The 14,921-nt window shown below is 37.8% G+C and carries 14 protein-coding genes; 8 read left to right on the top strand and 6 right to left on the bottom strand.

The features are described 5' to 3' along the window. Positions 1 to 62: 62 nt before the first annotated feature. From trhO to PQ479_RS14745, 3 genes are all read left to right on the top strand, one after another. Positions 63 to 1,046 (top strand): oxygen-dependent tRNA uridine(34) hydroxylase TrhO, encoded by a 984-nt coding sequence (trhO, locus tag PQ479_RS14755; RefSeq protein ID WP_420535553.1) that lies wholly within the window; start codon positions 63 to 65, stop codon positions 1,044 to 1,046. Between the two features lie 762 nt (positions 1,047 to 1,808). Beyond that, positions 1,809 to 3,608, top strand: coding sequence for a putative bifunctional diguanylate cyclase/phosphodiesterase (locus PQ479_RS14750; RefSeq protein WP_053070370.1), 1,800 nt, complete (start codon positions 1,809 to 1,811; stop codon positions 3,606 to 3,608). A 108-nt stretch (positions 3,609 to 3,716) separates the two neighbouring features. Beyond that, positions 3,717 to 4,445: a GntR family transcriptional regulator gene (locus PQ479_RS14745; RefSeq protein WP_047988391.1), complete on the top strand. Its 729-nt coding sequence runs from the start codon at positions 3,717 to 3,719 to the stop codon at positions 4,443 to 4,445. A gap of 487 nt (positions 4,446 to 4,932) precedes the next feature. Here the strand turns inward: PQ479_RS14745 and PQ479_RS14740 are convergent, their stop codons facing one another. The 6 genes from PQ479_RS14740 to PQ479_RS14715 form a co-directional block, all read right to left on the bottom strand. After that, positions 4,933 to 5,673 (bottom strand): SIS domain-containing protein, encoded by a 741-nt coding sequence (locus tag PQ479_RS14740; protein WP_273717065.1) that lies wholly within the window; start codon positions 5,671 to 5,673, stop codon positions 4,933 to 4,935. A gap of 4 nt (positions 5,674 to 5,677) precedes the next feature. After that, positions 5,678 to 6,418: a glucosamine-6-phosphate deaminase gene (nagB, locus tag PQ479_RS14735; RefSeq protein ID WP_047988393.1), complete on the bottom strand. Its 741-nt coding sequence runs from the start codon at positions 6,416 to 6,418 to the stop codon at positions 5,678 to 5,680. Beyond that, positions 6,405 to 7,604, bottom strand: coding sequence for an N-acetylglucosamine-6-phosphate deacetylase (nagA, locus tag PQ479_RS14730; protein ID WP_047988394.1), 1,200 nt, complete (start codon positions 7,602 to 7,604; stop codon positions 6,405 to 6,407). The genes nagB and nagA overlap by 14 nt, the downstream gene beginning before the upstream one ends. 267 nt (positions 7,605 to 7,871) lie before the next feature. After that, positions 7,872 to 8,177, bottom strand: a complete 306-nt coding sequence (locus PQ479_RS14725; protein WP_047988395.1) for a PTS sugar transporter subunit IIB — start codon at positions 8,175 to 8,177, stop codon at positions 7,872 to 7,874. 542 nt (positions 8,178 to 8,719) lie between these two features. Next, positions 8,720 to 9,043, bottom strand: a complete 324-nt coding sequence (locus PQ479_RS14720) for a PTS lactose/cellobiose transporter subunit IIA (RefSeq protein WP_047988396.1) — start codon at positions 9,041 to 9,043, stop codon at positions 8,720 to 8,722. A 15-nt stretch (positions 9,044 to 9,058) separates the two neighbouring features. Next, complete coding sequence (locus PQ479_RS14715) at positions 9,059 to 10,351, bottom strand: PTS sugar transporter subunit IIC (RefSeq protein WP_047988397.1); 1,293 nt, start codon at positions 10,349 to 10,351, stop codon at positions 9,059 to 9,061. Between the two features lie 282 nt (positions 10,352 to 10,633). Between PQ479_RS14715 and PQ479_RS14710 the strand changes: the two genes are divergently transcribed. From PQ479_RS14710 to PQ479_RS14690, 5 genes are all read left to right on the top strand, one after another. After that, on the top strand, positions 10,634 to 11,362 hold the full coding sequence (locus tag PQ479_RS14710; RefSeq protein ID WP_273717064.1) for a GntR family transcriptional regulator: 729 nt from the start codon (positions 10,634 to 10,636) through the stop codon (positions 11,360 to 11,362). 28 nt (positions 11,363 to 11,390) lie between these two features. Continuing rightward, on the top strand, positions 11,391 to 12,089 hold the full coding sequence (chbG, locus tag PQ479_RS14705; protein ID WP_047988399.1) for a chitin disaccharide deacetylase: 699 nt from the start codon (positions 11,391 to 11,393) through the stop codon (positions 12,087 to 12,089). A gap of 154 nt (positions 12,090 to 12,243) precedes the next feature. Then, on the top strand, positions 12,244 to 13,032 hold the full coding sequence (locus tag PQ479_RS14700; protein ID WP_047988400.1) for a hypothetical protein: 789 nt from the start codon (positions 12,244 to 12,246) through the stop codon (positions 13,030 to 13,032). Between the two features lie 4 nt (positions 13,033 to 13,036). After that, positions 13,037 to 13,687 (top strand): pentapeptide repeat-containing protein, encoded by a 651-nt coding sequence (locus tag PQ479_RS14695; RefSeq protein WP_047988401.1) that lies wholly within the window; start codon positions 13,037 to 13,039, stop codon positions 13,685 to 13,687. 46 nt (positions 13,688 to 13,733) lie between these two features. Then, positions 13,734 to 14,567, top strand: coding sequence for a metallophosphoesterase (locus tag PQ479_RS14690; protein WP_047988402.1), 834 nt, complete (start codon positions 13,734 to 13,736; stop codon positions 14,565 to 14,567). Positions 14,568 to 14,921: the final 354 nt, after the last annotated feature.

The raw sequence follows: 14,921 nt of genomic DNA, 5'->3' as shown, positions 1-14,921 counted from the left end.
GTAATTAGTACAAGAACAGTTAGAAATATTATACAAAGAGGAAATCGTAAGGAGGCAACATCATGAGTAACAAACCGATGCGTGTACTTCTGTATTATTTTTACACAACGATTGAAAATGCAGAAGATTTCACAGAAAAGCACTTGAAATTTTGTAAGGAATTAGGCATTAAAGGACGTGTCCTTATTGCTGATGAGGGGATTAACGGGACTGTTTCTGGTACAGTTGAGCAAACGGAGGCTTATAAAGCTGAGCTAGAGAACGATCCACGCTTTCATGGAATTGTCTTTAAAGAGGATGAAGAGGAAGAGCATGCCTTTAAAAAAATGCATGTACGATATCGTCCTGAGCTAGTAACGCTACGCCTTGAAGATGATGTTAATCCATTAGAATTAACGGGTAACTATCTAAGCCCTAAAGAATTCTATGAGGCGATGCAAAATGAAGATACGGTAGTTATTGATGCAAGAAATGATTATGAGTTCGATTTAGGTCATTTCCGTGATTCAGTTAGACCTGATATTCGCAGCTTTAGGGAGCTACCTGATTGGATTCGAGATCACAAAGAGCAATTTGAAGGCAAAAAAATCTTAACCTATTGTACGGGTGGAGTTCGTTGTGAAAAGTTTTCAGGGTGGTTAAAACGCGAAGGCTTTGATGATGTGAGTCAGTTACATGGTGGAATTGTTACGTACGGTAAGGATCCAGAGGTTCGAGGAAAGTTATGGGATGGACAATTATATGTATTTGACGAACGAATAAGCGTACCTGTTAATCAAGTCGATCCAGTGATCGTAGGTAAAGATCATTATGATGGAACACCTTGTGAACGCTATGTGAATTGTGGTAATCCAGAATGTAATAAACAAATCCTAACATCAGAAGAGAATGAGCACTTCTATATGCGTGGATGTTCAGATGAATGCCGCGTACACCCAAGAAATCGTTACATTGTTGAAAATAAAATGTCTGAAGAAGAGGTTGAAGAAAGATTAACCAAAATTGAGGAAAAAAGATCCGGTGAAGTTGCTTACGAGCAAGTGTAAAAATCGAGCTCAAGAGTGTCTAAATCTTATACAGGATAGCAAAAGGCAGGATACACAGTTCTGTCTTTTTGTTATTCCACGAAGTACACATTCATAAAAAGTATGCTTTGCCCTTTGTCTGGTGGCTTTTTATTCATAAACGATTTTGAGTATTTTTACATTGTGTCATAGCCCCGAGGCTTTTTGGATATTGCTCCTAAGAGCGGATTCCAAAAAGATTCAGCATATCACGTAAACAGCCACCCCGCGAAGGACGCGGAGCATGATTTTCGGGAGAGGCAAGTAGAACTTCGCAAATAATCATCAGATCACTTTCATACAAAACCCACATAGGAAAGCCGATTGACTTCGGCTCCAACAAGATGAAAGTAATGGCGACTTTTTAAACAGATGGCACGTTTAAAACTCGATCACCATTAGGAGTCGGCTGAACTAGCAGGGAGCACGTCCTGTTAAGGACATTTATCACGAGATGGATGTCCAGCTAACTTCAAGGCACAAACTATCACCCATAAGTACACTTTCGTACAAAATCAATGCTAGATTATCTACGTCCTAAATGTATGAAAATACAAATCTGATAACTAGGAATTTAATTCCAACGTACAAAAAATAAATCACGTAAAGCGATATTACATTATATTTTTACTGATAAATAGGAAATTTTAAAATAAATAGTAAAAAAATAGTGTGGATAAAGTCCTAGTATGTTATCTTAATAATAAGTGCATGTTTATTCTAAATTAATGAATAGGTGATAGTATGGAGCTGTTAGCTCGGATGATTAATAACCAAAATATATTTATCCATGCTTGGCCAGATTATGTACAAACTAGCATTAGTTTTACCTCACTAGTGAATGGGTTATTTGTAGTACAAATTATACCTGCTTTATTAGTAATCTGTGCTATGTTTTACCTATTAAAATATCATCTATGTCCCAAAGTCATTCATGAATTAGATGAATTACAGTGCGAGGTAATTAACTCATTTGAATATGGGTTAATCATTACAGATGACCATGAACAGGTTATTCATACGAATGATGTTTTTAATCACATACTCCAACAACTTGGTAGAGAAGCACCTGAGGATCTCACTGAACTAGATCCAAACTTAGTAGACTTTGAATGTTCAACTATTGATATTCAATTAAAATCAGCGACTAAAGAAATGCTTATCCGTGTTACCAAACAAAAAGCGGTGATTAATCATCAAATAAGACATATTTGGCTCTTTCTTGATATTACAAAAAATAAGCAGTTAGAATCAGAACTACGTCATATGGCTTTTCATGACCAGCTCACAAAGCTACCAAATCGCCATTATATTGATGAAAAAATAAATGAATCGATTCGTTTAAATAGAAAAATATCCTGTTTACTTTTGGATATAGACCGGCTGAAGTTTACCAATGATTCTTTTGGTCACCTAGCGGGCGATCAATTGCTCATTCAGCTTTCAAATCGTTTTAGGAAAGTGATTAGTGACGATGATATTCTAGCCAGGATTGGTGGGGATGAATTTGTTATTATAATATTTGATGAGCGAGTTCAAGAGATTGAAGCCATTGCTGATGCTTGCATTTCTCAGGTTAAAACGCCTTTTATTATAGCCAATCAGAGAATTAGGGTTACATTAAGCGGTGGGATTAGTTGTTATCCAGATGATGTCACAAGTGCTGATGAATTAATTCGAATCGCAGATTTTGCTACTTATGATGCTAAGAAAGCAGGAAAAAATCAAATTTCGTTCTTTAATGCAACAATTGAAAAGGAAGTTAGGCGAAGACTTCTTATGGAAGAACTTTTACATACGGCTTTAGAAGCAGATGAATTTTATCTTGTATATCAAACGAAAGTCGATTTAGTAACCGAGAAAATTAAAGGGACAGAAGCGTTACTTCGCTGGAAAAGCCCTGAATTAGGGCAAATTTCCCCTGGTGAATTCATAACTGTCTTAGAAGAGTCTGGACTTATTATCGAAGTAGGCGATTGGGTATTAAAACAAGCGTGTATACAATGGTCAGCATGGCAAAGGTTAGGTATGTCACCAATTCTAATGGCTGTTAATATTTCACCAATACAATTTACTAATGATTCATTTATTGATGATTTGAAGCTGATTATTGCTGAGACTGGTATCGATCCGAATTATTTGGAGCTAGAGATTACGGAATCATCAGCGATAGCTTATACGGATGAAACGATAGAAAAACTAAACGCCCTCAAAAATATGGGAATTAAAATGGCGTTAGATGATTTTGGTACAGGATATTCCTCTTTTAAACATTTAAATGAACTTCCTTTAGAAATGTTAAAAATTGACCGCTCCTTCCTAAAAAATTTATTAGGTAATCAAGCTCAAGAAGCGATCGTTCGTTCCATGATTCAATTGGGTCATAATATGAACCTCCGTGTCTTAATGGAAGGAGTGGAGGAACAAGCCCAAGTTGACTGGTTAAGAGGAGAAGGTTGTGATTGGGTACAAGGTTTTCTATTTAGTAAACCTGAAAAGCCTGAAATTGTTACGAAAAAACTAATAGGTCAGTTTGCAGGGTGAGAGGTCTCTTTTTGAGGCCTTTTTTCATAGTGATTAATTGGTTGACTAGACCAAAAATATATGTAGTATAATGGTATATACCAATACTATATAAGAGGGGGCTTTTTCTTGATAGATAAATCTTCACCATTACCCATATATTATCAAATTGAAGAACAGATAAAAGAGCAGATTATGAGTGGGATTTTAGAGCCTGGTGATATGTTGAGATCGGAAAGAGAGTATGCGGAATACTATCAAGTAAGTCGAATGACCGTGAGGCAAGCGATTAATAACCTTGTTAGTCTAGGACTGATATACAAGAAAAAAGGTAGTGGAACTTTTGTTCAAGAGAAAAAAATAGAGCAGGCATTACATGGTTTAACGAGTTTTACAGAAGACATGCGCTCACGTGGTTTAACGCCGAGTAGTCGTTTGATAGATTTTTCAATTATTCCAGCAACCCAGGTAGTAGCTAAGGAATTAATGATTGAGGAACACACTCCAGTATATGAAATAAAAAGGATTCGACTAGGTGATGATATCCCCATTGCGTTTGAAACGAATATCATTCCAGCTAATCTTGTTTTAGGTTTAACGGAAGAAATTGTGGCAAACTCGATTTATAACTATGTGGAAAATAAATTAAAGTTGCACATTGGGAGTGCTACACAAGTAATCGAATCAGCAACTGCGACTAAAGCAGAAGCAGAGCTATTAGATATCCCTAAACAAAGTCCAATCCTATTAATTGAGCGTAAGACGTTTCTGGCAAATGGAACACCACTTGAATTAGTTAAATCAAGCTATCGAGGCGATCGTTATAAATTTATGATCAATATCAATCGAAAATCATAACGGCGACGTGAATGACGCACAGCATGATTTTCGGTCGCGATGATTAACGCTCTATGTTCGCACTTTCATACAAAACTCGCATGGCGAAGCCCAATTCACTTCGCTACCAACAAAGATGAAAGTAGGTTTTGGCACTTTAACTGTTGGCACTTTAATTAATTAGTTTTTTTCATTCTCATTTTAAATGAATAGTGTTAGATTGTTTTGAGAACTTGAGAATGAGCAGTAACCCAGCGGACGAGTCATGCGGAGACTCCCATGGGACGTAGTGGCAGAGCTGAGATCCAGCGGCGTAGCCGATTAGCTCAGCGCCACCCCATAGGACGCGGAGCATGATTTTCGGTAGCGACGAGTAGAACTCCGCATACCAGCATTAAATAACTTCCATATAAAAACCCGCACGTGAAATGCGGGTTTTTTGGCATTTCTGCCGTCTATAACTAACTATCTTAGGGGGAACTATGATAGAAAGCACCAATAAGGTTGTTCAAAGCTTATCAATGAGCGGCTGGTATTTGGCAAGCAAGGCTTCATTATGCTCGGCTCCACCATCCACATTACCGCTTCGAAAAATGGGAGGATTCACACCTAATTGTAAAAGTTGGTTTGTTGCTTCTACGATTAAACTATTCATAATCGCGATACCTGTGACAGAAGAGCCTGGTCCAACGCCAATACTTTCATTGTCGAATTGAATTAATGCGTCACCAACAGGAATATGATTATGAATCACCGTATCGACGACTTCCGATAGGTGGGAGCCAGTTGAATGTCTGGAGCTCTGTTGTTCCTTATAATAGATTGATGTAATACCTACTACGTGTGTCCCTTTATTTTTAGCATAAAGACTTACATCAATGGGAACTGGGTTTCTTCCTGATGTAGAAGCGACTATTAGAAGATCTTTTTCGGTAAAATGAATGTCCTTTAGAAAAGTGAATGCAAAATCAGGATCCTTTTCAAAATCGGATGAGCGTGCACCACCTCGATGTAACATTAGGTCTTCGATTAGGACGGGATATATAGGAACAAGTCCGCCTGCTCTGTAAAACACTTCCTCAGCGAGCATGTGTGAATGCCCACAGCCAAACACATAAAGTAAACCATCATCGGCTAACGTATTTGCGATTTTTTTTGCTGTAGTTAAAATAACTTCTTTTTCATTGATTTCGATATCTTTCAGCAGGTTCTGAAGCTGCTGCAAATAGCGTGAAAACAATAGATTCACTCCTTTATACGGTTACGTGAGAAATATGCTTCAGTGCATCGCGGTCAGCGATGATGGTTACATTTGAATGCTTCTGCAAAATAGATGCAGGAAAAGCTTCACTGATTTCTGCATGTAAAAGTTGGTTAAGAGCTTCTGCTTTTCTCTCTCCAGATGCGAGTAGGACAATTTCTTTTGCTTGCATAATCGTATGAATACCCATTGTGATTGCCTCTTTAGGCACTTCATAAATGTTAGAAAAATAGCGTGAATTCGCTTCTCTTGTTGAGTCGGTTAGTTCGATAACATGTGTGTGTGAATCAAAAGCAGTGCCTGGTTCATTAAAACCGATATGCCCATTTTCTCCAATACCTAAAACTTGGACGTCAATACCACCGTATTGTTTGATTAGACGTTCGTAATTTTTGCACTCTTCTTCAATATTTGTTGCTAAACCATTCGGTAAATGTACGTGTTCATCGTTGATATCAATATGATCAAATAATGTTTTCCACATATATGAATAATAACTATTTGCGTCGTCCTTAGGAAGTCCTATATATTCGTCTAAATTAAAAGTTGTAACACCCTGATACGAGGTATGGTTATTTTTATGGTCATCAATTAATAAACGATACATTCCTTCGGGTGTGCCACCTGTTGCCATACCGAGTATAATAGCAGGATTATCCTGGACTTTTTTTATTAAAAAATGAGCAGCTTTTTCACTCATTTCTTGATAGTTGTTCGTTTCAATGATTTTCATGTGCAACACCTCTTTTATCATAGACTATTCTTCCTTCTGAGATTGTTAGGAGTACTTCAAAATCGTGGCTAAGAACAGTAAGGTCAGCATCTTTACCATTTCGAATACTGCCTTTTGAGTCGAAAAGACCAAGTTGTTTTGCTGGGTTTGCACTTGCCATGACGGCCACTTCTTCTAATGAACAACCTGAGAAATGCACCATATTTTTAACAGCTTCATTCATTTTTAAAACACTTCCCGCTAATGAGCCATTATCCAATAAAGCTTGCCCGTTTTGATACTTCACTGTTTGACCACCTAAGTCATAGGTTCCCTCTTCAAGCCATTTTGCTCTCATAGAGTCGGTGATTAAAATGATTTTATCAGCACCTTTTGCGGCCAAAGTAGTTTTCACAACATCAGGATGGACGTGAATGCCATCCACGATAAGTTCCACAAATAGCTCTGAGCTGGAAAGAGCAGTTCCTGCTACGCCTGGTTCACGATGGTGGAAGCCTCTCATTCCATTGTATAGATGGGTGATATGACGAGCACCGGCACAAATAGCATCCTTTACTTCTGTAAAAACAGCATCTGAATGGCCGATAGAAGGGATTACACCAAGCTCTTTTAGGTGTCTTGTAAAGGTAAGACCATTTTCCTTTTCAGGTGCATAGGTAACAAGATGAATCAACTCATTAGATGCAGTGTACCAATCATTGAACTGTTCAATTGATGGGTTTGTTATATAATGGAGCGGTTGAGCGCCGGCACGCGGAGCTGAAATAAATGGACCTTCAAGATGGACTCCAAGTATTTTCGCTCCCGTATTTTGTTGTTCATTTTGTACGGTGGATGCAACATTTTTGAGTGCCTCTTTAATAAGTTCAGGCGACTGGGTAATCGTTGTTGCTAAAAAAGAAGTCGTTCCTTCTTGGGCAATTGTATGAGCGATATTAGATAGAGCCTCGGGTGTTGCATCCATCACATCGGAACCATTTGCTCCGTGAATATGGAGGTCGATAAAACCTGGCAGAATGAAGGCGTTGTCAGGGAGAGTGATTTCAAGATTAGAATGAGTGACATGTTCATGTGATTGCGGAAGAATGTTCACAATCTTTCCGTTCTCAATGTAAAGGGTACTATTTGTATGGGTACGATCTTCTGAGATGATGGTTGCACCACTTAAAACAAAACTATTGGTCATTTCAAGAGCTCCTTTTGTTTTACTTATATGAATAGTATAACAATTATTTGAATAGTTGTATAGACCAATATTGATAATGCATGTAAAACTAATGTAAATAGGCTGTCTAAATTTAGAAAGATGAGAAGAGACAATGACTAGTTCTTATCAATAGCTAGTAAAGGTGTGTTATTGGATTGATAGGAGATGAAGGTTACTGGAATGTGTATAGACCAGAGTGGAGTGAATAAGCAAATACCTAGTTGGAGGTATTTGCTTTCGTTTTGTTCATTCATATGACAGGCTTTGAATTTGTTCGATAATTATTTGGGTATTGAGTGTTCCGAATGCAGCTCGGTCGAGGATAGCTACTTGGATCGGTGTATGTGCGACTGATGCTTTAATACGGTTTTCGAGAAAGCGAATTTGTGGGCTTATTAAGATGATACTGGTATTTTCTAACATTTCTTCGTAGGTTGACTCAGAACAGGATTGGATCTGGTAGTCTAAATTGTTTGTATGAACGGTTTGTTGGAGTTTCTTTGCTAAGATACTGCTTGACATGCCTGCTGAACAGATGAGTAGTATTTTCATTTATGTGTGTCCTTTCTTTTATATGAAAGTTAGTGCTAATGCTCATGTATGTTGACCTTTCGGTCTTTGTTTTTGGTCCGTTTTTGAAAATCGAAATCGCCTTATCAGATGAATGAATTCATCTGAATGGCGGTTTCGATTTTCAAAACTTCACGCGAGCGTGAAGTAGCCAAGCGAGCATGGCTAACGGTCCAAAAACACTTGGATATTGAATACTAATCCCAAAACGTACAAACTATTTTTTTAGTTGGTTGGGGCTCGTGTGCGGTGAACTGAAATTAGTTTTGGAAGCACTCTTCGAGGTCTTCCTTAGTTGGGCATGGTTACAGCTGAATATGAGAATTCTCAAAAGCATCAATTAAATAAAAAGCCGAGTTGTTAAGGGCGATCCGCTACTTTCATGTTTGTTGGTGGCGGAGCAGGTTTTTGCTCCGCCATGGGCATTTTATATGAAAGTTACCGGCGAACATGGTGCGTTGCTCGTTGCTCCCGGAAATCATGCTGTGCGTCCTGTTGGGGGAGGCGCTGAGCTAAAACGTCTTTCATCTTTTTTGGGGTGTTATCTGTGTTTGTAATTGATGGTGCATGTCTATCAGTTCTGTTATTAGTTCTAGGCTGTTCATAGCATTCATGACGTGGTCTTGGGCATGAATGAGCAGTAGCGATGGTAGTTGTTTGCTGTTCGATGAAATGAGCTTGGTTTGTTGTTGGTGTGCTTTACTGATTTCTTTTTTGCTCGCTTCAAGATCCATTTTAGCTTGTTCAAATTCCCCTTTTTTGGCTTTTTGTAAGGCGGAGAAGGCAAGTGATTTACCTTCACCAGCGTGTAAAATTAGCGAAAATGCTAGTTGTTCATTAAGTTCCATGTTTGACTCACTCTTTCATTGTCGGTGTAAGTTTAGTAGAAAGTGCTTACTCATGACACTTTTCTCAGAAAGTAAAATAAAAGGAATATAGATAATGATAGCTATTACTAAATTGAAGGCTTGCAAAAAAGCCCCCCGAATATCTCCACCTGTTACTAAGTATCCGCTAATAAAAGGGGGAGTTGTCCAAGGTAAAATCGCGACGGTTTTAGGAACGATACCAAGGGATAGTGCCCAATAGCTTATCATCGTTAAAATGATGGGCACAAGGACAAAAGGAATAAGCAAAAATGGATTTAATACAATCGGTAGTCCAAATAACATCGGTTCATTGATATTAAAAACAGCTGCAGGTGCACTTAACTTACCAATCGAACGATAATGCCGTGTTTTGGCAATGAGGAGAATCGCTATGAGCAAAGCTAAAGTTGTGCCAATCCCACCCATATAAACAAAGGTATCAAAGAAAGGTTTCGTAATAATATATGGAACATCAAAAGCACTCATCCCTTGGTGGAAAAAGCTTTGGTTCTCTAGAATTAAGGGAAGATAGAGAGGTTCAATAATCGGGCTTAAAATATTGGAACCGTGCAACCCGAAAAACCAAAGTAGGTGGCTCATAAAAGCGACTATGAGTGCACTGAATAACGTATTAGATAACTCATGTAACGGTAGCTGAATAATGGAATAAATAAATTGATGTACACTTTGATTAAAGAAAAAAAGTAGTACAGCTTTGAGTGAGCTAAATATTAATAAAATGAGCAATGCCGGAACTAATGCACGAAATGAGCGTTGAACGCCCTCTGGTACACTTTCTGGCATCGAAATCGTCCATTTAGAGCGGATAAAGTAACGAAATAATTCAGGAACCAAGATGGAAGTAAGGATAGCCACAAATAATCCCTGAGAGCTCGTCCAATCTAATGTCAGTGTACGAGTATCTGTAATCGGTAACAAAATAAATAAGGAGCATATAGATATGAGGGCTACCGATAAGCCATCAAGCTTATAGGAGCGTGCAAGCTTATAACTAATAGAAAAAGTAATTAAAAGACTAACAACGGCATACGAGCTATTACTTATCGCCGTCCCAATTACTTTCCATTGCTCGCCAAATGAAGTTAACATGATGCGTTGGAAACTTTCAATTGGCAGATTATTAATCAAGATCGCAAAGGAACCAATAATCATAATCGGCATAATCGCGACAAAACCATCTCTAATCGCAGTCAAGTGACGCTGTGAACCTATTCTCGCAGCTAGTGGGAGTAATCGCTTTTCTAATATTTCCATTAATTTATTCATGACTTATCCTCCGAATATAGTTTCGGTAAGATGTACGGAAAATGTACATGACCAAGGCTCTGTTGCTATATACCTAAATGTTGAATCTATTACTTATGATAGCAAGGTTTTGTCATGAAAGCCACAGCCTATCCACATTTATTCGCTGAAAACCTAACCACTTTTTATTTGTCACGACAAGTTGAGATAATGCTATCCAATTGAATTGACAAACTTGTACTTGTTTTCTGAAAATATGTTACAATAAAAGATATGAAAATGGTATGAATGGGAGATAGTGAGTTGAAACCAGACAAATTAGAGGGAAAAGCCTTACATATTCGTGTAAAAGATGAAATTAAACAAGCGATTAAAAGCGGTGAATATCGAATTAATACAAAACTACCTACTGAGGCAGATTTTTGTGAAATGTTTGATGTGAGTAGAACAACCGTGAGAACGGCTTTAAATCAATTACATATTGAAGGGTATGTATATAAAATTCAAGGTAGTGGCACGTATGTAGCCGACAATAAAGTCAAACAATCTTTAACAGCCACAGTCGATAATTTTAATACTCAGCTGCAATTACAGGGGAAAAGTCCATCTATTAAGGTGACGAATTTATTAGTTATTCCAAGTGATGATTTCATTAGCAGAGGATTAGGATTAGATAAGGGAGCACCTGTTAATAAGTTAGAACGTGTTCGTTTTGCCGATGATATTCCTATTCAATATGAAGTATCTTATTTACCATGGGCTGATACCCCAGGGCTAAATAGGGATGCTTGTGAAGTTTCGTTATATTCTTTAATACGAGATGATTATCAACTTATGATTAAGAAAACGGTTGAACAAATTGAAATCATTTTAGCGGATCCGTACACAGCACAGGTGCTGGAAATTGAAGAAGGATCGCCGTGTTTTATGATTGAAACCGATGCTTATTTAGAGAATGGAAAAAAGATTGAGTATTCAAAGGCTTATTTCCGTGGTGATAAAGCTAACTTTATTATTGAGCGCTCCTATTAACTTGCCTATAAGAGAAAGGAGACTATAAATGCTTATCGTCAATGCCGATGATTTCGGTTTATGCGAAGGTGTCAATTTGGGAATCATTGATGGCTTTCAAGCTGGGGCAATAACTTCAACCTCGTTTATGATAACGGGAGAAGCCAGTGAACATGCCAGGCAATTATCCTTGCAAAATCCAAATTTAATAGTTGGTATCCATTTAACATTAACATCAGGAAAGCCTATTACTGATGTTCCTAGTTTAGTAGACGAAACAGGTTATTTTAAGTTGTCGAGTCGATTTGAACAAGAAGACTGGGAAATTAACTTAGATGAAGTAGAGCAAGAATGGATGAAACAGATTGAGTGTTTTTATAAACAGTTTCAATATTTACCTAATCATATAGATAGTCATCACCATATTCATGGGTGGAGCAAGCTGCACCCCGTTCTTGTTCGGTTAGCGAAACGATACCAGCTCCCTTTTCGTCACCTCACTGGCATTAGGGATTTACTCATTACAAAAAGAACAAGCTATTTTCATGATCAGTTTTATGGTGAAAATTTAAAGCTAGAGCATTTACAAGAAATAATCAATAAACATCGTTATCACACGTTGGAAATCATGTGTCACCCTGGATATGTGGATGACTCCTTAAAAAGGCAATCATCTTATGTGGAAAAAAGAAGAGAAGAGTTGCGCATTTTAAAAGAGTGGATGAAAGAGGAAAAGGTGAGCTCCTAACGTTGCTCCCTTTTCTTTTTTTACGTCGTGTTATTTAACTCATGATTTCACTTCATTTGTCAGTAGTTTTATAAAAAGAACGGTTTTTAATTATGATATAGTAGAAGTAAGTAAAATCTAATGAATGAGAGATGTAAGATAAAGGAGTATAAAGATGAAGCAAGAACAATCTACAGAAATTAAACCATTATCACTTATGATGCTTAAGCCAAAGTCTGGCAAGGAATGGGCTATATGCCTCGTTGGCTGGATGACTAGTTTAGGTATCATTTATTTATCAGTTTTTTATGAAGTTGTCTACCGAGCTACCGTCCTTTTATTTTTAGTCAGCTTTGCGGTTATTGTGTTACAAAAATTAAGAGAAATGAAGAGTTTATTAGAACGAAAACAGGATAAGGAAGGAGAGCAAACAGCTCCGATTGCAAACGAAGTAGGGGAAGAAGAAGCTACTGTGACTGTCGAGGCAACGAATGAGCAAACGCGGATTTTTGAAGGGGTTAAGGAAAAGGAACAAGCTTTACGTAAAATTGAACTGGATCAAACGTTATTAATGGAAGATTTATTTAAAAAAGCGGACCTCGATGAGATTGAGAAGCAGCAATTCCGAAGCCGATTTGAAGAAAAACAAGTAGAACGCACAACCTTACTTACCGAACTAAGTAACGCTAAAGCAAAAATTCAGCAGGCATTTCTTGATACGAAGAGTTTGTTTGTAAAAGAGGATCCAGTTAAGGAGTTAGCCACATTATTAGAGTTAGATAGTTTTGAAGACCCTAATCTGGAGCAATTAAACCAGAGAATTAAATCAATTAAAAGTCTACTGAAAGATTCACATGTTCATACTTTACAAAAAGATGGATATTTGGACGAACAATATAAATTAACGAGGCTTGGTTATAAAGCTTTAATAAGATTTACGCCGAAAAAACAAGGGGAGAAGTGATGTAATGGCTGCCTCATTTAAGAGACAATTACCCAAAATCAAGCAACACCTAGAGGTGAAGTCTTGGTCTGATTGTTATGAGCAAGATAAATATATGGATAGCTGTGTCATAGAAAACGAGATGATTCAAGTAGAAGAATATGATAAAGTTTTCTTTGACCAAATGATTTTTAAAAACGTAACATTTATTGGTAGCTTTTTTCAGCTATTAGAATGTGTGGATGTTATTTTTGACCATTGTGACTTTTCAAATGCTCGGTTAAATCAGGCTGTATTTCATCGAGTTGAATTCCGTCAATGTAAAATGGCGGGTACACAGCTAGCAGAGGCACATTTTCAGCATGTATTATTTGTAGATACGTTAGCTCCTTATCTAGAGTGCCAATTTACAAGCTTCAAACATGTCATGCTGGAGAAATCGGTGTTAAAACATGCAAACTTTTTTGAGGCGAAATTAATGAAAGTAGAATTTCAAGAATGTCAGCTTGATGAAGCTTCTTTTTATGAAGTCGATTTAGCTGGAATCGATTTAAGTGCAAGCTACTTCGAACGAATTGCTGTGACAAGTGGTAAGCTTAAAGGCTGCATCATTTCTCCTGAACAAGCGATCGGTTTTGTGAAGGCGTTTGGAATGGTCGTTAATGAAAAGGGATGAACATGTGTGAAAGAAGGACAAATATAATCAGGTAGGTTTCGGTCGTATGAGGAGAAGAATTAAATGGTTTATAGGTGTGTTAATAGCCGTATTAGTAGGGGCGTTATTCTTTCATGACCAAAATAACCGTATTGTCGTGACGGAGCATGAAATTGATTTGGATATTCAGCACGGTCAGGAATTGGCGGTTGTTCATCTTTCAGATCTTCACAGTAAGGGATTCGGGACACAGCAACAAAAGCTTTTAACAAAAGTAAGTGCCGAGAAACCGGATCTTATTTTTATGACGGGTGACCTTATCGATGCTAAAAAAGCTGATTCTAAAGAACCGCTTGAACTTATGAGAGGCTTAGTCCAATTGGCCCCTGTTTATTTTGTAACGGGTAATCATGAATGGTGGTCAGGTGAGTATGGGCAATTAGAGCAAGCGTTAGACCAGCTAGGAGTGGTCGTGTTAAGGAATGAATCTATGAATGTCACGGTGCATGAGAGGGAATTTACCTTGATCGGAATTGATGATCCGGCAATGCTAAATCAAGAAGAGGAGCAAACTGTCGTGGAATTTATGCAGCAGGCAATGGACGGAAATAACGCTGAAACCGATTTCACACTTTTGCTAGCACACCGACCGGATTTTTTTTATTTGTATCAAGAATTTGATATTGATCTAGTTCTTTCAGGCCATGCCCATGGTGGTCAGATAGGTTTGCCTTATAATGGTGGGTTAGTTGCTCCAAATCAAGGCTTCTTTCCGAAATATGTAAAAGGGGCCTATGAGGAAGATGAGACGATAATGATTGTGCATCGTGGTTTAGGAAACAGTATCATTCCTCAGAGGTTATTTAATCAGCCAGAAGTTATTCGAATTTCCATCAAATGAATCTTATTTTAGTCGGAGCAAAATCTGATTTAATGCCGTTGTCATATTACCGAGGTAATGTGGCAACGGCTCTTTGTTTGATAGGGGTCAACGAAAGGGATTAGGCTCGATCATATTGCACCAATTGACGAGAGTAAACAACACATTGCATGAAAAGCCGTGTTGTACAGAGCTGCCTGAACTCTCATTTTTGCTGGTAGAGGCGTGTGGTTTGAGGTGTAGAGTGGTTAATGGCAACTGGTGAAGGTGGAAGAGAAGAACGAGTAGTAGATAAAAGGGGTTTAATGGCAATTCCTAAAGCTACTGGAAGCCTACTAGTTGCAAATAACCGCATATAATGACGATCTCTCACAC

The organism is Alkalihalobacillus pseudalcaliphilus (assembly GCF_028610675.1).
GTDB classification, from domain to species: Bacteria; Bacillota; Bacilli; order Bacillales; family Bacillaceae_D; genus Alkalihalobacillus; species Alkalihalobacillus pseudalcaliphilus.
Note: the sequence above shows the minus strand (reverse complement) of the source record. Positions and strands in the feature narration are given on the sequence as shown.